We start from the raw sequence: 19418 nt of genomic DNA on the forward strand, positions 1-19418 counted from the left end.
GGTGCGTCCAAGTGGACTCGAACCACCGACCCCCACCATGTCAAGGTGGTGCTCTAACCAACTGAGCTATGGACGCACTGTATTGAGATGTTGTTGAAAAATAAATGGTGCGTCCAAGTGGACTCGAACCACCGACCCCCACCATGTCAAGGTGGTGCTCTAACCAACTGAGCTATGGACGCATTATCTATTCTGGGTAACAACGGGAACGAATATTAACGAGATGATCCGATTCTGGCAAGAGGAAAAACACAAATTTATACTCAACTGCTCGTATTTAAAGCTATTTGTTGATATTTGTGTCATTCCCTTGCCAAATTAACCTTTTCGTTTAACGCTCTGAGCGTAATAACACCACTTCATCAGATTGACGCTGGATCCACCAAATGCGAGATCCCATCATAATGGCTGAAGCCGTTAAACCAAGAATAAAGCCAATCCAGAAACCCGCAGGACCCATCGCTTCAACAAAATAATCAGTACGCCCTAAGATATAACCTGAAGGCAGACCAATGATCCAATAAGCAATAAAAGTAATAAAGAAGATAGAACGTGTATCTTTATACCCACGTAACACACCCGAGCCAATAACTTGCACCGAATCTGATAACTGATAAAGGGCAGCAAATAACATTAAGTGAGAAGCTAATGTTACCACTTCAAGATTGTCGTTATACATTAAGGCAATTTTTTCTCTAAAGATAATAGAAAAAATAGCGGTACAGCTGGCAAGCATTAACCCGACGGCAAGTGCCGTGATCGCAGAGATACGCGCTTGCTCTGTAGATCGTTGTCCTAAGTTATAACCCACACGAATGGTTGCTGCTATTCCCAATGAAAGAGGGAACATGAACATCAGTGAACTAAAGTTAAGTGCGATTTGATGACTGGCAACAGCTGTAACGCCTAAAGGCGAGACTAACAGTGCAACAACAGCAAATAAAGTCACCTCAAAGAAGAGTGCTAATCCAACGGGTAACCCTAAAAAGGTAATACGCTTTATCGTATTTAACTCAGGGCTAACAAACCGTTTTTTAGGCATAACATCGCGCTGTGTGGGAGCACGACGCACGTAATAACGCATCATCAAGAACATTGCCCAAAAAACAGAGGCGGTCGCAACACCACAACCAATGCCGCCTAATTGTGGTGCACCAAATTTACCGTAAATAAAGGCATAGTTCACAGGGATATTAATCAACAAGCCAATAAAACCAATGATCATACCGGGTTTTGTTTTGGATAATCCCTCACACTGACTTCTTAATACTTGATAATAAAGACAACCAGGTGCTCCCCACATAATGGCATGAATAAAACCAATCGCTTTTTCAGCTAATTCAGGATCGATATCATGTTGTGCTTCAATAATAAATCGGCTGTTATAAAGAACGGCAATTACCATAATAGACAAGAATGTGGCGAGCCAAAAACCTTGCTGTGTACGATCCGCAATATGTTTTCGTTGTCCTGATCCATTTAATTGAGCAACGATTGGCGTCAATGCCATTAATATGCCTTGACCTAATAAAATCGTTGGCAACCAAATAGACGTACCTACTGCTACCGCAGACATTTCTGTGGCATTTACAGCACCCGCCATAACAGTATCAACCACACCCATTGCCGTTTGGGAAAATTGCGCGATGATAACGGGGATGCCTAAAGCAAGTAAGCTACGCGCTTCTTTTATGTACTTCTGCACGCATACACCTTTATTTATTATAAGAAAAAGGAAGGAAAGGAAGAGAATAAACGCCGTATTGTTAAAATGGCGTAAAGAGATCCTCAAGAACGCATATTCTAATGATAAAAGTTTAATTAGCAATGAAAGATGCTTAGCTTTTTAAACACAGGATTTTGATAATTTATTAGGTGTTTTTACGTTATATTTAACGGCAGTTCTCAGCAAGGAATAAATACGATAATTGTTCCTTTGTATTAATAAGAGCTATGTTATTCTAACTAGCATAAGCCTAAATTGAGTTTACCAGTTTATCTACCCAAGGAGATGTAAGATGTTTACAGGTATTGTTCAGGGAAAAGGGCGAGTTATTGCTATAGAAGATAAAGGCGATTTTCGTACCCATATCATTGAATTACCGAAAGAGTTAGTCGGTAACTTAGAAACAGGAGCCTCTATTGCGAATAATGGTTGCTGTTTAACGGTTACTAAAATTGAAGGTACGCACATTAGCTTTGATTTAGTGAAAGAGACGTTACGTCTCACTAACCTTGGTGAATTAAATGTGGGCTCTGAAGTTAATATTGAACGCGCAGCTAAATACGGCGATGAAATAGGCGGGCATGTGATGTCTGGTCATATTGTCACAACCGCCGAAGTTGCCAAAATTATTACTTCAGAAAACAATTTACAAATTTGGTTTCGTATCTTCGATAAATCGCTGATGAAATACATTTTGCATAAAGGCTTTATCGGTATTGATGGTATTAGTCTGACTATTGGTGATGTGGTTAATAACCGATTCTGTGTCCATCTTATTCCAGAAACACGAGACAGAACGACACTCGGTTGTAAACGTCTTGGCGATAAAGTGAATATTGAACTTGATCCTCAAACTCAAGCGATTGTGGATACAGTCGAACGTGTTATGGCACAGCAACAAGCTTTATTAGCAGCACAGCAAAGTGAAAACGAAGAGTAATAATAACATTATGACTTATTAGCTTTGTTGCTTTTTAAGCTAAAGTAAAAAGAAAGCCAGTTCATTGATTAAACTGGCTTTTTTGTTTTTAATTAAAATTAACGTGGAATTTGTAAACCACCAACTTGCCCTTTAGGGCTTAACATGATTTGCCATAATTGAATATCTCTGGCTCTAAATGCACCAGCACAGGCATTTAGATAATAGCTAAACATGCGTTTAAAGCGCGGTGTATAATTTGATTCAATCTCTGGCCAACAGGTTAAAAAGCGCTGATACCATGCCATTAGAGTTTTATCATAATCAGCACCAAAGTTGTGCCAATCTTCCATTACAAACTTACCGTCCATTGCATGTGCGATTTTTTGAATCGATGGCAAGCAACCATTAGGAAAGATATATTTACTTATCCAACTATCTACATTCACTTTATCGCGATTAGATCCAATGGTATGCAATAAAAATAGACCGTCTTCTTTTAAGTTACGACGAGCTACTTTAAAGTACGTTGCATAATTTTTAGGGCCAACATGCTCAAACATACCGACAGAAACGATGCGATCAAATTGTTCATGTAAATCGCGATAATCTTCTAAAATAATATTAACATCAAGTTCTTGGCATCGTGCTTGTGCCAATTTTTGCTGTTCAACAGAAATGGTGACACCAGTGACAGAAACACCGAAATGTTTTGCTGCGTAAGCGGCAAGCCCACCCCAACCACAACCGATATCTAATAAAGTCATACCAGGTTTTAAATCGAGCTTCCGGCAAATAAGATCTAATTTGTGTTCTTGAGCTTGTGCTAAGTTATCTGCATTTTTCCAATAGCCACAGGAATATTGCATATTAGGATCAAGCATAGATGTAAATAAATCATTACCAAGATCGTAATGCTCTTTACCAACCATCCATGCACGTTTTTGTGTTTGTAGATTAAAAAGACGGGCCGTTGCAATTTTGAAAATATCACGTAGATTCTGCGGAAGCTTATTTTCAAGGCCTGCACGCAATACCTTATGAAAGAATATATCAAGTCGCTCACAATCCCACCAACCGTCCATATAGCTTTCACCGAGACCTAATGAGCCTTGTTGCAATACTCTTTTATAAAAATTTTGATTGTGAACCTGAATATCATAAGGTTCAGAGCCATTTACTCGAATATCTGCATGAGTTAATAGTTCGATAGCGATCCTTTTATAAGGATCATGAGAGGTCTTTCGGCCTTCTTCTACACAAGATGTACTCATATACTCTCCGGCGTAAACTAAGCGGGTTTTGAGACATAAAGCTAAAAAAGGATGTGTACAGATTGACAGTATTAAAATGGTATTGTGTTCAATATGAATTGAACGAATAGAATTAATAAAACAACTAATCTGACATAATCAGCTAATAATCTGTTTAATGCCTCAAAATCCGAAAGGAAAAATAAATAAAACGCTATTACAGCGTATAGGTAAGTATAGAGACGTAGATTATTTTTCTCTAGGAAATAAAAAGGCCATTTTTTATAAAATAGCCTTTTTAAGAATATTCCCAAAAATATGAGTGCGATTATTCTGCTGTTTGAATTGTGTGTTTGCTAACGGATTTATTACGCTGAATAAAGTAACCAACTGCCATTGGGATCGCAGTTAACGCCATAATTGCGGTGGTGTTAATAAGCGGTTGTTGGCTGATAAACGCAGACACGATAAAACTTGCTAAACTACAAAGACCCAGTTGTAGTGCATTTTGTAATGCGGCTGCTTTACCACTGATTTCAGGGTAAGCTGATAAAGCATTAGATACAGCGATTGGATAAGATGCACCATTCATTGCAGCCATAATACAGAACGGAATTAAGATCGTAGTTAATGTTGGCTCAGTAAATTTAGCAACAAGGTATAATGCAGTCATACTAACGGCATAACCAATTAACAGCAGGGGTAATAATGCTTTACCCGTCATTTTTGACAGTAAAATACGACAACCATAACCACCAACCATAAAGGCAATAGTTTGTGGAATATAGCTTAAACCGATATCCTGTGGTGAGTAACCCATTTTCTCAAGAATAATAGGTGAGCCTGCTAACCAAGCAAAGAAACCTGCACTACAAGAAGCGTAAACTAATACGTTACCTGTATATAGAGGTGATTTCAGTAATGTCATAAATGACGCAGTAGATTGGTTTGCATCGGAGACTGATTTTTGTTTAATATTTTTCAGCATTAATGTTGGTAACATTAAAACAAGTGTTACTGCCATTAGTAGCATGAAAATCATACGCCAGCCGCCGTGATTTAATAGTGAGGCACCAATTAAAGGGGCGAGTGCGGGTGATAATGCAACCAGTGGCATAATTAAAGCAAAAACGTGTTGTGCGCGAGATTCATCGAAGCGATCAATAACTAATGCTTGCCAAATAACAGCTGCAGAGCAGACACCAAAAGCTTGTAAGAAGCGCATCGCAAGTAAACCTGTTGCACTTTCAACCCACAACATACCAAGACAGCCTAAAGAGAAAAGGCTTAAACCAATAAGAAGAATAGGTTTACGACCAACTTTGTCAGAAAGTGGTCCCCAAAGTAACTGAGCAACAGCAAAACCAAATAAAAAGATACTTAAGCTATTACTGATAGCGCCTTCGCTGATAGCGAGTTCACGCTGCATCATACCGAATGCAGGTAAGTACATATCAATTGCTAAGTAACCCAGCATACTTAAACCTGCTAGGTACACCATGAAGCTCATAGGTGTTTTTGATTGTGTGGATGTTTTAGTATTCATTTTATTTTCTATGCTATGTGATGTAGAACATTTTATGTATTGTAACTAAGACCTATTTTACTTGTGAAACGGGAATATTTGGTTAATGCTGTGAAAAATTTTCAAAGGAATAAACTCTATGTGGTCAGAATACTCTTTAGAAGTTGTTGATGCAGTCGCTAGAACAGGAAGTTTTAGCTCCGCTGCTCAAGAATTGCACAGAGTGCCCTCCGCCGTTAGTTATACTGTTCGGCAATTAGAAGAATGGCTCGCCGTTCCTTTATTTGAGCGCCGTCACCGTGATGTAGAATTAACCGATGCGGGTAAAATTTTCATCAAAGAAGCGCGATCTGTTATCAAAAAAATGAATGACACTCGACACCTATGTCAACAGGTTTCCAATGGGTGGCGTGGTCAATTTAGTATAGCAGTTGATGGCATTGTTAAACCCGAAAGAACACAACAGCTTATTCTCGATTTCTATCGCCATTTTCCTGATATTGAGTTGTATGTCTACCCAGAAGTGTTTAATGGGGTATGGGACTCCTTAGTTAATGGTCGTGTTGATTTAGCAATTGGTGCAACAAGAGCGTCACCGATTGGTGAACGTTATAGTTTCAGGGATATGGGTTTTATGCCTTGGCGCTGTGTTTGCCATGTTGATCATCCATTAGCTAAAGCAGAACACCCATTAACCGATGATGAAATGCGACCTTATCCTAGCTTATGTTTAGAGGATACATCACGTAGTTTACCAAAGCGTGACACTTGGGCGTTAAATAACCAACGTAGAATGGTTGTACCAACATGGGATATGGGGCTTGAGTGTTTGTTGGCAGGATTATGTGTAGGAATGGTGCCTTGGCATCGTGCTGAGCCATTGATAGCCCAAGGTAAGCTAGTTACTTTAAAACTTGCACAGCCATTGCCAGACAGTCCATGCTGTCTGACGTGGGTTGATAAAAGTGAATCGCCCGCTTTGACGTGGTTGTTAGATTATCTTGGAGATAGCCAAACCTTAAATGAGGAATGGCTTCGCTAGATATTATATAGCTGAATAGGAATTAGCGGCGATAGTCGATAAAAGGACCATCAGCAACTGAACGACGCTCAACCAATCGAGGGTGTACTTCGATTGTTTGGGCATCTTCACGTTTGTTAACGATGCGATCAAGCAACATAGATAAGGCCATTTGACCTAAACGTTCTTTAGGCTGGTGGACAGTGGTTAATGCAGGGGTAAAATAACGTGCATTACGAATATTGTCATAACCCACAATTGAAATATCAAAAGGAACACGTAAACCTAGCTCATCTGCAGCACAGATTGCTCCCATTGCCATCACATCACCGCCACAAAAAACGGCAGTAGGGCGTTGTTTTTGATTTAGCATTTGATACATCGCTTTATAACCTGACTCAGGTTCAAAGTCACCTTGTACAATCCACTCATCTTTTACTGTGATTTTGGCTTCTTCCATGGCTTTTAGAAAGCCTTGTAGACGACCACCGCCGGTGTTGCGCTCTAATGGACCAGGAATAATACCGATATCGCGATGACCTCGTTCGATAAGATAACGGCCAGCGATATAACCACCATGAAAAGCGTTATCGATAATTGTATCTGTAAAGTCGCCACGGGCCTTACCCCAATCCATGACAACCATGGGAATATTACGATAACCTTCCAAAAGAGTGAGAAGGTGATCGGGATATTCAGAACACATCACTAATAATCCATCAACGCGTTTTTGTGCCAGCATTGCTAAATAGGCTTTTTGTTTATCAAGATTATTATGTGAATTACATAAAATCAGTGTATAGCCTTTGCTATAACAACTGTTTTCAACTGCTTCAATCACTTCAGCAAAGTAAGGAGCTTCACTGGACGTGGCTAACAGGCCAATAGATTTGGTATGATTGACTTTTAAACTACGCGCCACGGCACTAGGCGAATAATTTAATTCTTTTATAGCGGCCCAAACTGCTGCCCGTGTGTTCTCTGCAACAAAACGCGTTTTGTTGATCACATGAGAAACAGTCGTGGTTGATACGCCTGCGCGTTTTGCCACGTCTTTTATTGTTGCCATGGTGTGGAAAACTCCTGACCTTCATTGGTCTCTTTTATCTAATTTTATGGTTTAACTGCCAGTATAGTCATACATAGGGCAAACACTGGCAATAATTTAGCGATTAGCTGTGAATTTTGTATGATCTAGCTCAAAAGTGAAAGTATTAATCAATGTTATAAATTGTGCACTGGTCGCTATTTTAGCAAATTTTGATATGTGATAATAATTAACCATGACAAGGTTATGGTTAATAATGTGTATTATAATCATTTTGAGGGAGAATAGATGGATACGGATCTGAAATTTGGTTTGAGTACAGCAGTAGCAGCACTTGTTATGATCGTTATATTTTCAACGCTGTTGTTCTAATCTCTGTTTTATAAAATATCCGATCAATTTGAATTATAAATTATCGAATATCTGAATATAACAAAGGGCTCAAGGCCCTTTGTTATTATGTTACCAAAAACGAATCTTAATCACTCATCTTTGATTATCAAGTTCAATTAAGCTAGGTTAGCTTCAACAAATGACCAGTTAACCAGAGCCCAGAACTCTTCTAAATATTTCACGCGTGCGTTACGGTAATCGATATAGTAGGCGTGTTCCCATACATCCACAGTTAACAGTGGTTTGTCTGCACCTGAAACTGGTGTTGCTGCATTAGATGTGTTAACAATTGCCACTGAACCGTCAGCTTTTTTCACTAACCAAGTCCAACCTGAACCGAAGTTTTTTGCTGCCGCATCATTAAATTGCTTTTTGAACTCTTCAAAAGAACCAAATGCTTTGTTGATAGCATCAGCTATTTTACCTGTTGGTGCACCACCAGCGTTTGGTGCTAAGCAATTCCAGTAGAAAGTATGGTTCCATACTTGTGCTGCGTTATTGAAGATACCACCATCAGTCGATTTGATGATTTCTTCTAACGATTTAGATTCTAGATCAGTACCTTTAACCAGATTGTTTAAGTTGGTTACATAGGTTTGGTGATGTTTACCATAGTGGTATTCTAATGTTTCTTTAGAGATATGTGGCTCAAGAGCATCTAACGCATAAGGTAATTTTGGTAATTCGAAAGACATTGCGTACTCCTTTATACTATCTATTTCGGGTTTTGTGCCTGAAATCATTTCATCAAGATCATCTGAATTGATAAAATGAGGCAAATGAATCACTAACTTGTTACTATTTTGCTAATTATTTTAACAAAAATTTGCTGAAATAACAGCTAAATATCTTTTATCTATCGTTATAAGGCATATTGATTAATTATACTCATAAGAGTATATCCCACCAAGCGACGCGTAAAGCAGTAAAGCCATTATTGTGCTAAATGAAAGTATTATTATTAATACGATTATTTCAGGGTTATAAAAAAACATCTCTAATTTTACTTATTTCATTGATATAAAAGTATTTTTGTTTTTTTCTTATTCGATAATCAGTGTATATATCATTTTAACAACGACTAAAAATAAAAATAATGCAAATATTTGGCGGACTTTGGAAATTGGCAGGCGATAAGCCACTCTTACTCCAACAGGGGCGAAAAGCACGCTAGTAATGCTTATTCCGACAAATGCAGGTAAATAAACAAAACCTAAATAATAGTCATGAATATTCGTTTGGTTCCAACCATAAATAATCCCCATCGTTGTGCCAATTAGGGCAATAATTACTCCTAACATTGATGAAGTTGCAATGCATTTACGTGTATTAAATCCCCAATGACTTAAGAGCGGAATGGTAATAGTGCCACCAGCAATACCAATAAAGCTTGAGACAAAACCAATAAGTGAACCACCACTTGTTAGTGCAGGTTTTGAGACAATAGGATCTTTAACATTTTCAATGCGTTCTGTTTCTTTCTTTTTGGTTAACAAACCATAAATGGTATAGATCATGAAAATACAAAACACGATTTGCAAAAAAGTGTTCGACATTTTTTGTACAAGAAATGTTCCCACAAGCATGCCAATAATAGTACCTATGGCTAATAGAGGAAATTGCTGCCATAAAATGGCTTTATGTTTATTATGAGAGTATGCCGAAGATGCCGTAGAAAATATAATGACAGAAAATGATGTGGATAAGGCTATTTTCATTACCATATCAAGAGGTATTGCTTGTTGGCTAACCACATACATAACGACGGGAACAATGATTGCTCCTCCTCCAATACCAAGTAATCCAGCAAAGAAGCCCGTGATACATCCCACTAAAAGAAAAAGTAAAATCATCTCCATAATTAATACTACCCATCAGGATTTATCATAAACCCATTTATATACATTATATCCTTTTAGGAAGGTAGCATTAAATCGCTAGTTATCAAAAACTGGGCGTTCAGGCTCTTAGTGATTAAAAAAAGATTACAAATTAATATGGTAGGGGGCTATTGTTAACCGAAGTATAGAAATAGTTATTTTTCGAATTTTTTATATTTTCCTTTCTTCTTTTTAAGATGTAAAAATATTTAACTGAATATAATTCCAATAAAGAAGAATGCAACATACTTTATCAATATCGCTATAATGAATTCTATATTTAAATCTTTATATTTAAATTTCCGAATTAATTTTTATGGGGAATAATAGTAGTGTGTAGAATAATAAACCCTAAGTTTAGATATAAAGACACAATAAAGAATTATTTGGCGATACTATTGTGTGGTGATGGTGGTTAAGTTGGAATATAATGCTATTATTTTATTTCTTCATTAAAGCTTAAGGCGAGAGACTTTTCTTATTTTAAATCATACAATAGACAGTTATAGTATCGTTCATTTATATTTCCATTAATATAAAATAAAAACATTAAGCTGTTTAAGTAGTAATGTATTTCTCTACAAAATTGGCGAGGAAGTTGTTTATTTACCTATTATATTTTTATATGTCTTTTTTTGACGCTATAAAGGATTTTTTATGAAAAAGAGAGTGTTATTATTATCTGCAATTATATTATTATCGGGATGTAAAATAAATGAAGCTATTCGCTCAGTTAATAGTGCTGTTAGCCAAATAGTTCCATCAATGGAATCAACAGTAACAGAAGCTTCTTATGCAGGAATATGCAAGGATTTTAATGATAATGAAATAGCTGCTCAGAAAAAATGGAGAGGTAAGTGGGTCATTTTGGAGGGAAGAGTGACTAATATCAGAAGTTTGGATGAAGTCGTTAGATATGACCTCTATAAACCGACCCCACCTAAAGTCGTTGCTATCTCATTTAATAATAAAACCAGTGCGTCATATACTTTAAAACCAAGCGAAGAAGAAAATGTCCTTAAAATTAAGAAAGGACAAACTGTGAAAATAAAAGGTGAAATAACTGATATTACATATGCACTGGGTTGCTTGATCCTTTTAGACAACGGAACCATACAGCAATAAGTCATATGAATTAGGTTAATTGGTTTGAGTTATGATGATTTTCTCATCTGAAATGTATCCAGCCTCTTAATTGGGGCTTTTAGTGTATTATCACCGATAAAAAATAAATAACGAAAATAGAGTTGTAAAGAATTACCTGTTTTTACAGTACGTATCTTTTTTAACATCTTAGAAAGTGAATACGTAGATCGTAAAGGTGAAATAATAAGGTAAAACACACACATAAACATCTATAACTTGTTGATTTATTTTTATGCATTATCGTGCATTTTCTCGTCAATAGTATTGTAATTTGATACCAACTTATTGTTTTATATTGATAACTAAACTTATATAGAGCTTTCTAATATAAAGTGGTATTCTTCTTTCATGTTTTCCCCTATAAAGCATATTGAATATAAAAGGCTGTAAGGACTTACAAATGACGACTATTGAAAAAATTGAACGCCAGATTAATGAAAACCCAATTATTTTATATATGAAAGGTTCACCAAAATTACCAAGTTGCGGTTTTTCTGCTCAGGCAGTTCAAGCTATCTCTGCTTGTGGTGAGCGTTTTGCGTATGTTGATATCCTGCAAAACCCAGATATTCGTGCAGAATTACCAAAATATGCACACTGGCCAACTTTCCCACAATTATGGGTAGATGGTGAATTAGTCGGTGGATGTGATATCATTTTAGAAATGTATCAGCGCGGTGAATTACAGAAGTTACTAAAAGAGACTGCTGATAAATATCGCGGCGAAGAAGAAGCCTAATTGTTTTTCTTTTAATATATTGATATTAAAAGAAATAAAAATAAAGTATTCAATAAAAAAGCCAGTTCAGTGATGAACTGGCTTTTTCTGTTATTCATATTGTTATTATTGAAATAATAGAATTAAGGTGTTGGTAATGGCCATCCACCGAGCTTTTTCCAGCGATTAACTAATTCACAAAAAAGTAATGATGTGCGATTCGTATCATACAACGCACCATGAGCAAGTTTGCTATCAAAAGGTATTCCTGCAGTAATACAGGCTTTAGCTAAAATAGTTTGTCCCAATACTAATCCACTTAACGCCGCTGTATCAAATGTGGCAAAAGGATGAAAAGGGTTTCGTTTTAACCCAGCACGTTCAGCCGCCGTCATGACAAAGCTATGATCAAAATTTGCATTGTGCGCCACAATAATGGCACGGTTACAATCAGCATCCTTCATTCCTTTACGTACCATTTTAAAAATAGCATGTAAAGCTTCATATTCACTGACTGCGCCACGAAGTGGATTTGTTGGATCAATGCCTGTAAATTCTAAGGCAGCAGGTTCTAGATTAGCACCTTCAAAGGGATCAACATGAAAATGTAGCGTGTTATCAGGTTTTAACCAACCTTGTTCATCCATTTTTAATGTAATGGCTGCAATTTCAAGTAAACCATCTGTTTTTGCATTAAATCCACCTGTCTCAACGTCAATAACAACAGGGTAGTAACCTCGAAAACGGTTACAAAGCTTATTGGGATTATTTATTTCAGGCATCAAATTGTACTTATCCGATAAAAATAAAATATCGGAAATTAATAATAAGCAAGGCCAGAAAGATAAAGAGATTATCTTTCTGGTTAAATAAAAATCAGTTACCTAGTGCGTGACTTGCACTTTTATTTTCGATGAGTTCGATTTTGTACCCATCAGGATCTTCAACAAAAGCAATAATAGTTGAACCACCTTTAACTGGGCCTGCGTCACGGGTAACATTACCGCCAGCTTGACGAATTGCTTCACAGGTTGCTGCAACATCATCAACACCCAGCGCAACATGGCCAAAAGCCGTTCCCATTTCATAGCTGTTTACGCCCCAGTTATAGGTTAATTCAATAACCGCACCGGTGCTCTCATCACCATAGCCCACAAAAGCTAACGAGTATTTATATTCCTCATTCTCGCTAGTGCGTAGAAGTTGCATACCTAATACTTTGGTATAAAAATCGATAGAACGTTGTAAATCGCCTACACGAATCATGGTATGAAGTACTCGCATATAAACCTCTCGTGTTTTTTTAATGTTAAACCTTACAGATAAACTGATGGCGCAGTACTATAGCGCGTTAAAGCCCTAAAGTTCAATTTTACTACACCCTTAACAGTTCAATCAGTGCATTGTGCAGATAATATCTCCATTAACTATACTCTATAGTAACAAACAACAGGGGGGGGAAATCAAATGCAAGATCAATTAGAATTTTTTGATATTCCTAGTCCTTGTATTGGATGTTGTGAAATGAACGCTCAAGGCTATTGCATGGGATGCTATCGTAACCGGCAAGAACGATTTAATTGGTCAACAATGAGCGCACTAGATAAAAGAAATGTATTACGCCTTTGTCAGCAACGTTATTTAAGATCATTTAAAAAAGGAGGAGCAACAATAGAAAAAGAAAATAAACAACTTAATTTATTTTAAATTTTCCACTTGTTTTTTAATTTTGAAAAATAAATGAAGTGTTTTTTTAATTCATTTTTGTTATTTATTATAGTTAGTTGGTTTATTATTTTTTCTTTATTAATACAATTATATTGATTAAAAACATTTCTAATGGTTATTTATTTGTAATTGCATGATAACAAAAATATTTTTCTTTGCAGGGATATAAATCGTGAAATAATGATTGTTATTATGTAAAAAAATATAGATTAGTTTTTATAACAAGGTTATTCTTTAAGAACTTTCGTTGTCAGAAAGAAAATAAACTAATAAAGTCTTGAAAATAATTACTTATCTAATAAATAGGAATATAATTATATTAGTTATTAAAGGTAAATATTCTAATTAAAAAGAATAGGTAAATGTTGTATTAAAAATGAATATCTAAACTTTGCAATAAGTTGACTGAAAATGCTAATTAAGGAGAGATAAGTGGAATCAACATTAGGAGCTGATTTGGCGCGTTTAGTTCGATTATGGCGTGCTTTAATTGATCATCGTCTCAAACCATTAAAATTAACTCAAACCCATTGGGTCACTTTGTATAATATTAGCCAATTACCGCCAGAGCAGTCACAAATACAATTGGCTAAAGCTATAGGTATAGAGCAACCTTCTTTAGTAAGAACACTTGATCAACTGGAAGAAAAAAAACTGATATGTAGACATACATGTGCAAATGATCGTAGAGCCAAACGTATAAAATTAACAAACGAATCAGAACCTTTTATTAATGAAGTCTATGCAGTTATAGAGCAAACTAGACGAGAAATATTGGGTGATATTCAACGAGATGAAATTGAAACATTAATTGGTATTATTCAAAAGTTGGAAAAAAACATAAATAGATTAAGTAGCTAATAATTTAAAAATCAATATATAATCTATTTAAATAAAGATTAATTACTATTGTGATAATAATTATTACGTGAGGGTAATAAATAGGTGGGTTATATATTTAATCTCTCTTTAAATTCATTATTAGGCCATAAAAAAAACAGGCAACATTAAGTTGCCTGTTTTATATCCATAAACTATCTAGGAGATACAGTTAAATTATTACCATTACCAATAACTGCAACACGTTGACCTTGGCTATAAACAGTATTATCTGCTTTTTGAACGATAGCCACGGTTTTACCGCTATCTAGACGAACTTCAATTTGAACACCCTTGGTTGTATTTAATGCACCTTGTGCTTGTTGTCCTGCCATACCACCTGCGATTGCACCAGCTGCTGTTGCAAGGTTACGACCTGTACCACCACCAATAGTGTTACCTAACATTCCGCCAAGAACAGCACCACCAACGGCACCTAAGATGTTCTCATCACTGCCGGCTTGGATATTAACTGCACGAACAGAAACAATCGTACCATAAGTAATATTTTGCGCTTGTTTAGCTTGGCTTGCGGTGTAAGTGTCGCCCGATAATGAACTTGTGTTCACACAACCAGTAAGAACGGTCATTGTAAAAAGACCAATAAGTAAATGCTTAAACATAGTTACTCCTAAAGAAAACCTGATGTACATTGTTCAGGTTATACCAATGTTATCTAGTATCAGTTATAGACTATTTTTACTTATGTCGACACTGATTTTAATAATATATAGCTTACTATATAGTAAAGGCCGATAGTAAAAACAGAAGAGATTTCTGAAAAAGAGAATATAACATTATATGTTAAAAATTTGCATCATCTTGATTATAAGGAAAAGAACATGAGAGCAGGGCGATACATTGGCGTGATGTCTGGCACAAGCTTAGATGGTGTTGATGTTGTATTAGCTGCAATCAATAATAAGTTCGTTGCACAACAAGAAACTCATTTTTTACCTTATCCTCAACTTCTACGTCAACGTATTTTAGCTGTTTGCCAAGGACAACCTACTACTCTACATGAGCTAGGCTTATTAGACGCGCAATTAGGGGAGCTATATGCTCAAGCAATTATAGAGTTACTGGCAAAAGTAAAACTTAGTGCAAGCGATATTACGGCGATAGGGTGTCATGGACAAACGGTCTGGCATGAACCTGAAAGTGATATGCCATTTACTATGCAAATCGGTGACAATAATCGTGTAGCCGCATTGACAGGGATCACCACTGTCGGTGATTTCCGTCGTCGTGATATAGCATATGGTGGGCAAGGTGCGCCTTTAGTACCTGCTTTTCACCTTGCAGTATTAGGGCATTCTATCGAGAGACGTATTATTCTAAATATTGGGGGAATTGCCAATATTTCATTACTATTGCCTGGTGTCGCAGTAAAAGGCTATGACACAGGCCCTGGCAATATGTTGTTAGATAGCTGGAACTGGATACATAACCAAACGCCTTATGATGATAATGGGCAATGGGCAGCAACCGGGAAAGTAAATGCTGCATTATTAAAAGACATGCTGTCTGATCCTTATTTTTCTCGTTCAGCACCTAAAAGTACAGGACGAGAATATTTCAATACACAATGGTTAAACTATCATTTAGAAAGAGTACCTAATGTCTTCCCTGAAGATGTACAAGCTACTTTAGTTGAATTAACCGTTATCAGTATTGTGCAACAAATACAATTAAGCGGGGGATGTGAACGCCTTTTAGTTTGTGGCGGAGGCGCTAGAAATGGGCAAATCATGCATCGTTTGGCTTCATTGTTACCAGGCACAGAAGTGGCTGCTACAGATAAATATGGTTTAAGTGGTGATGATATGGAGGCTCTTGCATTTGCTTGGCTCGCAGCTAGAACTATTGCCAATGAATCAGGAAATTTACCTTCTGTCACAGGGGCATCAAGAGAAACTGTTTTAGGGGCGATTTACCCTACAAATCCTCGTTAAGCGTGATATGCTGAACGCAGTTTCTCAAAAGAGAGAGTGTGAAAAATGACAGATCTTGATTTTATTGATGTTGCCGATTTACGCCGTGAATATATGAACGGTGGATTACGACGTCATGAATTAACTGAACAGCCATTGGTGTTGTTTGAGAAATGGTTAAAACAAGCTTGTGAAGCGCGTTTAAGTGATCCTACAGCAATGTGTGTTGCAACTGTTGATGAAAATGGACAACCTTATCAGCGTATCGTGTTATTAAAGCACTTTGATGAACATGGCTTAGTTTTTTACACCAACTTGGGGAGTCGTAAAGCGAGTCATTTAGAACATAACCAAAGAGTGAGTTTGTTATTTCCTTGGTATCCCTTAGAAAGACAAGTCTGTTTTTTAGGGAAGGCAGAAAAGCTTTCGCCTATTGAAGTTCTGAAATACTTCCATAGTCGCCCTAAAGATAGTCAAATTGCAGCTTGGGCTTCTCAACAGTCTTCTCGTATTTCCGCAAGAGGCGTGTTAGAAAGTAAATTTTTGGAATTAAAACAGAAATTCCAAAATGGAGAAGTCCCATTACCGAGCTTCTGGGGTGGATATCGTGTGACATTTGAATCTGTTGAATTTTGGCAAGGACGAGAAAATCGTCTACACGATCGCTTTATCTACCAAAAATCACCACAAGGATGGGATATTGAGCGATTAGCACCTTAATAGTGCGTTAATAAATTTTCCTCAAAAAGCCTTTTTCTACTGGTACTTAACGTAGTGGCGCTTTATGCTATACCACTTGTGTTTCACTTATATTTTAAATAGACAAAAAACAATAAACCGATGGAGTCATTGATGTCTAGCAAGAACCTAATCACACAATTGCAGGAGCGTGGGCTAATCGCTCAGGTCACGGATGAGGCAGCTTTAGTAGAGCGTTTGGAGCAAGGTCCTATCGCTCTCTATTGTGGCTTCGATCCTACCGCTGATAGCCTGCACTTGGGGCATTTGGTTCCTTTGCTGTGTTTAAAACGATTCCAACTAGCCGGGCATAAGCCTGTGGCGTTGGTGGGTGGTGCAACGGGTCTGATTGGTGATCCTAGTTTTAAAGCCACCGAGCGCAAACTGAATACCCAAGATACTGTTCACGAATGGGTAGAAAAAATTCGTAAACAAGTGTCACCTTTCTTAGATTTCGACAGTGGTGAAAACAGTGCGGAATTAGCAAACAACTATGACTGGTTTGGTCAAATGGATGTGCTGACATTCCTGCGTGATATCGGTAAACACTTCTCTGTGAACCAAATGATCAACAAAGAAGCGGTTAAACAACGTTTAAACCGCGACGATGTGGGGATCTCTTTTACTGAATTCGCCTATAACCTATTACAAGCTTATGACTTCGCGTCATTAAATACGCATTTAGGTGTTGAATTACAAATCGGTGGCTCTGATCAGTGGGGTAATATCACTTCAGGTATCGATTTAACCCGTCGTTTCAATCAGAAACAAGTATTTGGTATGACTGTACCATTAATTACTAAATCTGACGGAACTAAATTCGGTAAGACAGAAGGCGGTGCGGTTTGGTTAGATCCGAAGAAAACAAGCCCATACAAATTCTATCAGTTCTGGATCAATACAGCAGATGCTGACGTTTATCGCTTCTTAAAATTCTTCACCTTTATGAGTATTGAAGAAATTAATGCACTTGAAGAAGAAGATAAAAATAGCGGTCAAGCGCCTCGTGCTCAACGTGTATTAGCAGAACTAGTTACTGGTTTAGTTCATGGTGAAGAGGGATTAGTCGCCGCTAAACGTATTACAGAAAGCTTATTCTCTGGTGCAATTGCAGACTTAACACAAGCTGATCTTGAACAATTAGCACAAGACGGCATGCCTACAATTGAGTTAGAAAAAGGCAGTGATTTGCAACAAGCGCTAGTTAACGCAGAATTAGTTCCTTCTCGTGGTCAGGCTCGTACAATGATTGGCTCTAACGCCGTTTCAATTAATGGCGAAAAACAAGACAATCCTGAATACGTTTTTGAAGAAAAAGATTTCTTATTTGGTCATTATTCTATTTTACGTCGCGGTAAAAAACATTACTGCCTTGTTATCTGGAAATAATTGACAGTAAAGGGCAGCTAGTGAGTTGCCCTTTTTCTTAATAACAATAAATAACGTATATACCTCGCCTATGATGATAAAGCTTGGGTGTTGTGTGTATTCACAATAATCGGTTTATGTCATGAAAAATATACTCTCTATTCAATCTCATGTTGTTTTCGGTCACGCGGGTAACAGTGCTTCTGAGTTTCCAATGCGTCGTATGGGTGTGAACGTTTGGCCTTTAAACACAGTGCAATTTTCAAACCACACACAATATCCAGAAAAATGGACTGGCTGCGTCATGTCAGCAGAACATATTACTGAGATTGTTGATGGTATTGCCGCAATCGGCAAGCTCTCGCAATGTGATGCTGTACTAAGTGGTTATTTAGGATCGGCTGAACAAGGTTTGCGCATTGTTGATATCGTTAAAAAAGTAAAACAAGCCAATCCTAATGCATGGTATTTTTGTGATCCAGTGATGGGACATCCTGAAAAAGGGTGTATTGTTCCTCCTGCTGTTTCAGGTGTGCTATGTGAAGAGGCTTTGCCAATTAGCGATATTATTGCACCTAATCTTTTAGAGCTTGAAACATTAAGTGGTGGTAACGCTCTTCACAACGTTGATGAATGCGTAAACGCTGCTCGTGAATTGTGTAAACAAGGCCCTAAGATTGTATTAGTAAAACACTTATCACGTGCTGGATATCGCCATGATCGTTTTGAAATGCTGTTAGTAACCGCAGAACATAGTTGGCATGTTAGTCGGCCATTAGTTGATTTTGGTGAGCGTCAACCTGTGGGAGTCGGTGATTTAACCAGTGGTTTAATGCTGGTGGATTTACTCAAAGGGGTTGAATTACAAACCGCACTAGAACACGTTGCCGCGGCAGTTTATGAAGTGATGCTTAAAACGAAAGAAATGAATGAGTACGAATTGCAACTCGTTGCTGCACAAGATCAAATGGTGCATCCAACACATAAATTCTGCGCAACACAGATAGATTAATTGCAATAAAGCGTATTTAATTAAAACAAGAACGGAGGCTTAATAGTTTCCGTTTTTCTAGCAGTCCAGTTGTAAGATATCGATGGATTATACAAACAACGATAATATTATAAGCCATCTATCTCATCTT

Annotated in this window: 20 protein-coding genes and 2 tRNA genes; 11 read left to right on the forward strand and 11 right to left on the reverse strand. The window is 37.2% G+C overall.

Annotated features, from left to right (window positions below; all coding sequences use genetic code 11):
• Nucleotides 1-2: 2 nt before the first annotated feature.
• The 3 genes from ABN256_RS00480 to ABN256_RS00490 all read right to left on the reverse strand — a co-directional run bounded on the left by ABN256_RS00480 (nt 3) and on the right by ABN256_RS00490 (nt 1705).
• Nucleotides 3-76: transfer RNA gene (locus ABN256_RS00480), tRNA-Val, on the reverse strand.
• Between the two features lie 29 nt (nt 77-105).
• Nucleotides 106-182: transfer RNA gene (locus ABN256_RS00485), tRNA-Val, on the reverse strand.
• A gap of 149 nt (nt 183-331) precedes the next feature.
• The gene (locus tag ABN256_RS00490; RefSeq protein WP_196553147.1) at nt 332-1705 is read right to left on the reverse strand and encodes an MATE family efflux transporter; all 1374 of its coding nucleotides are present in this window, start codon (nt 1703-1705) and stop codon (nt 332-334) included.
• Nucleotides 1706-2018: 313 nt separating this feature from the next.
• On the opposite strand from ABN256_RS00490, the gene ABN256_RS00495 reads away from it, so the two are divergent.
• Nucleotides 2019-2666 carry a riboflavin synthase subunit alpha gene (locus ABN256_RS00495; protein ID WP_072070298.1) on the forward strand — a complete coding sequence of 216 codons (648 nt, stop codon included), beginning with the start codon at nt 2019-2021 and terminating at the stop codon, nt 2664-2666.
• A gap of 98 nt (nt 2667-2764) precedes the next feature.
• Here the strand turns inward: ABN256_RS00495 and cfa are convergent, their stop codons facing one another.
• A complete protein-coding gene (gene cfa, locus ABN256_RS00500) occupies nt 2765-3919 on the reverse strand; it encodes a cyclopropane fatty acyl phospholipid synthase (RefSeq protein WP_115349645.1) in 1155 nt (384 codons plus the stop codon).
• Between the two features lie 307 nt (nt 3920-4226).
• A complete protein-coding gene (punC, locus tag ABN256_RS00505; RefSeq protein ID WP_196553145.1) occupies nt 4227-5444 on the reverse strand; it encodes a purine nucleoside transporter PunC in 1218 nt (405 codons plus the stop codon).
• Between the two features lie 118 nt (nt 5445-5562).
• Between punC and punR the strand changes: the two genes are divergently transcribed.
• Nucleotides 5563-6465 carry a DNA-binding transcriptional activator PunR gene (punR, locus tag ABN256_RS00510; RefSeq protein WP_072070292.1) on the forward strand — a complete coding sequence of 301 codons (903 nt, stop codon included), beginning with the start codon at nt 5563-5565 and terminating at the stop codon, nt 6463-6465.
• 22 nt (nt 6466-6487) lie between these two features.
• Here punR and purR read toward each other — a convergent pair whose 3' ends face one another.
• Entirely contained in the window at nt 6488-7513 is a 1026-nt protein-coding gene (gene purR / locus ABN256_RS00515) for an HTH-type transcriptional repressor PurR (protein ID WP_036937255.1), read from the reverse strand.
• 267 nt (nt 7514-7780) lie between these two features.
• On the opposite strand from purR, the gene cydH reads away from it, so the two are divergent.
• Nucleotides 7781-7864: a cytochrome bd-I oxidase subunit CydH gene (gene cydH, locus ABN256_RS19170; protein WP_109400341.1), complete on the forward strand. Its 84-nt coding sequence runs from the start codon at nt 7781-7783 to the stop codon at nt 7862-7864.
• Nucleotides 7865-8001: 137 nt separating this feature from the next.
• Here cydH and sodB read toward each other — a convergent pair whose 3' ends face one another.
• Nucleotides 8002-8580, reverse strand: coding sequence for a superoxide dismutase [Fe] (gene sodB / locus ABN256_RS00520; protein WP_072062546.1), 579 nt, complete (start codon nt 8578-8580; stop codon nt 8002-8004).
• Nucleotides 8581-8928: 348 nt separating this feature from the next.
• Nucleotides 8929-9744: a sulfite exporter TauE/SafE family protein gene (locus ABN256_RS00525; RefSeq protein WP_349438904.1), complete on the reverse strand. Its 816-nt coding sequence runs from the start codon at nt 9742-9744 to the stop codon at nt 8929-8931.
• Between the two features lie 678 nt (nt 9745-10422).
• Between ABN256_RS00525 and ABN256_RS00530 the strand changes: the two genes are divergently transcribed.
• Together ABN256_RS00530 and ABN256_RS00535 are read left to right on the forward strand one after the other, a co-directional pair.
• A complete protein-coding gene (locus tag ABN256_RS00530; RefSeq protein WP_196553142.1) occupies nt 10423-10890 on the forward strand; it encodes an OB-fold protein in 468 nt (155 codons plus the stop codon).
• Nucleotides 10891-11311: 421 nt separating this feature from the next.
• On the forward strand, nt 11312-11650 hold the full coding sequence (locus ABN256_RS00535; RefSeq protein WP_072070287.1) for a Grx4 family monothiol glutaredoxin: 339 nt from the start codon (nt 11312-11314) through the stop codon (nt 11648-11650).
• A gap of 122 nt (nt 11651-11772) precedes the next feature.
• Here the strand turns inward: ABN256_RS00535 and rnt are convergent, their stop codons facing one another.
• Together rnt and gloA are read right to left on the reverse strand one after the other, a co-directional pair.
• The gene (gene rnt / locus ABN256_RS00540; protein ID WP_349438905.1) at nt 11773-12411 is read right to left on the reverse strand and encodes a ribonuclease T; all 639 of its coding nucleotides are present in this window, start codon (nt 12409-12411) and stop codon (nt 11773-11775) included.
• 94 nt (nt 12412-12505) lie between these two features.
• Nucleotides 12506-12913, reverse strand: a complete 408-nt coding sequence (gene gloA, locus ABN256_RS00545) for a lactoylglutathione lyase (protein WP_036937247.1) — start codon at nt 12911-12913, stop codon at nt 12506-12508.
• A gap of 183 nt (nt 12914-13096) precedes the next feature.
• Here gloA and ABN256_RS00550 point away from each other — a divergent pair, with 183 nt between their 5' ends.
• Entirely contained in the window at nt 13097-13336 is a 240-nt protein-coding gene (locus tag ABN256_RS00550; protein ID WP_197269253.1) for a DUF1289 domain-containing protein, read from the forward strand.
• 453 nt (nt 13337-13789) lie between these two features.
• Complete coding sequence (slyA, locus tag ABN256_RS00555; RefSeq protein WP_196553140.1) at nt 13790-14218, forward strand: transcriptional regulator SlyA; 429 nt, start codon at nt 13790-13792, stop codon at nt 14216-14218.
• A gap of 173 nt (nt 14219-14391) precedes the next feature.
• On the opposite strand, the gene ABN256_RS00560 is transcribed toward slyA, so the two are convergent.
• Nucleotides 14392-14859, reverse strand: a complete 468-nt coding sequence (locus ABN256_RS00560) for an outer membrane lipoprotein (protein ID WP_072067947.1) — start codon at nt 14857-14859, stop codon at nt 14392-14394.
• Nucleotides 14860-15078: 219 nt separating this feature from the next.
• On the opposite strand from ABN256_RS00560, the gene anmK reads away from it, so the two are divergent.
• The 4 genes from anmK to pdxY all read left to right on the forward strand — a co-directional run bounded on the left by anmK (nt 15079) and on the right by pdxY (nt 19288).
• A complete protein-coding gene (gene anmK, locus ABN256_RS00565; RefSeq protein WP_115349655.1) occupies nt 15079-16191 on the forward strand; it encodes an anhydro-N-acetylmuramic acid kinase in 1113 nt (370 codons plus the stop codon).
• Nucleotides 16192-16236: 45 nt separating this feature from the next.
• A complete protein-coding gene (pdxH, locus tag ABN256_RS00570) occupies nt 16237-16890 on the forward strand; it encodes a pyridoxamine 5'-phosphate oxidase (protein ID WP_164526218.1) in 654 nt (217 codons plus the stop codon).
• A 132-nt stretch (nt 16891-17022) separates the two neighbouring features.
• Nucleotides 17023-18297: a tyrosine--tRNA ligase gene (tyrS, locus tag ABN256_RS00575; RefSeq protein ID WP_072067950.1), complete on the forward strand. Its 1275-nt coding sequence runs from the start codon at nt 17023-17025 to the stop codon at nt 18295-18297.
• A 121-nt stretch (nt 18298-18418) separates the two neighbouring features.
• The gene (pdxY, locus tag ABN256_RS00580; protein ID WP_196553139.1) at nt 18419-19288 is read left to right on the forward strand and encodes a pyridoxal kinase PdxY; all 870 of its coding nucleotides are present in this window, start codon (nt 18419-18421) and stop codon (nt 19286-19288) included.
• Nucleotides 19289-19418: the final 130 nt, after the last annotated feature.

It is taken from the genome of Proteus sp. fly-1008 (assembly GCF_040140305.1).
Taxonomy (GTDB): Bacteria; Pseudomonadota; Gammaproteobacteria; order Enterobacterales; family Enterobacteriaceae; genus Proteus; species Proteus vulgaris_B.

Bases quoted from the DNA above. Each gene is read 5' to 3' on its own strand.
- pdxY (WP_196553139.1), top strand. From the start codon at position 18,419: ATGAAAAATATACTCTCTATTCAATCTCATGTTGTTTTCGGTCACGCG.
- pdxH (WP_164526218.1), top strand. From the start codon at position 16,237: ATGACAGATCTTGATTTTATTGATGTTGCCGATTTACGCCGTGAATAT.
- gloA (WP_036937247.1), bottom strand. From the start codon at position 12,913: ATGCGAGTACTTCATACCATGATTCGTGTAGGCGATTTACAACGTTCT.
- ABN256_RS00535 (WP_072070287.1), top strand. From the start codon at position 11,312: ATGACGACTATTGAAAAAATTGAACGCCAGATTAATGAAAACCCAATT.
- purR (WP_036937255.1), bottom strand. From the start codon at position 7,513: ATGGCAACAATAAAAGACGTGGCAAAACGCGCAGGCGTATCAACCACG.
- ABN256_RS00495 (WP_072070298.1), top strand. From the start codon at position 2,019: ATGTTTACAGGTATTGTTCAGGGAAAAGGGCGAGTTATTGCTATAGAA.
- punC (WP_196553145.1), bottom strand. From the start codon at position 5,444: ATGAATACTAAAACATCCACACAATCAAAAACACCTATGAGCTTCATG.
- cfa (WP_115349645.1), bottom strand. From the start codon at position 3,919: ATGAGTACATCTTGTGTAGAAGAAGGCCGAAAGACCTCTCATGATCCT.
- ABN256_RS00530 (WP_196553142.1), top strand. From the start codon at position 10,423: ATGAAAAAGAGAGTGTTATTATTATCTGCAATTATATTATTATCGGGA.
- cydH (WP_109400341.1), top strand. From the start codon at position 7,781: ATGGATACGGATCTGAAATTTGGTTTGAGTACAGCAGTAGCAGCACTT.
- ABN256_RS00550 (WP_197269253.1), top strand. From the start codon at position 13,097: ATGCAAGATCAATTAGAATTTTTTGATATTCCTAGTCCTTGTATTGGA.
- tyrS (WP_072067950.1), top strand. From the start codon at position 17,023: ATGTCTAGCAAGAACCTAATCACACAATTGCAGGAGCGTGGGCTAATC.
- rnt (WP_349438905.1), bottom strand. From the start codon at position 12,411: ATGCCTGAAATAAATAATCCCAATAAGCTTTGTAACCGTTTTCGAGGT.
- ABN256_RS00560 (WP_072067947.1), bottom strand. From the start codon at position 14,859: ATGTTTAAGCATTTACTTATTGGTCTTTTTACAATGACCGTTCTTACT.
- punR (WP_072070292.1), top strand. From the start codon at position 5,563: ATGTGGTCAGAATACTCTTTAGAAGTTGTTGATGCAGTCGCTAGAACA.
- anmK (WP_115349655.1), top strand. From the start codon at position 15,079: ATGAGAGCAGGGCGATACATTGGCGTGATGTCTGGCACAAGCTTAGAT.
- ABN256_RS00525 (WP_349438904.1), bottom strand. From the start codon at position 9,744: ATGGAGATGATTTTACTTTTTCTTTTAGTGGGATGTATCACGGGCTTC.
- sodB (WP_072062546.1), bottom strand. From the start codon at position 8,580: ATGTCTTTCGAATTACCAAAATTACCTTATGCGTTAGATGCTCTTGAG.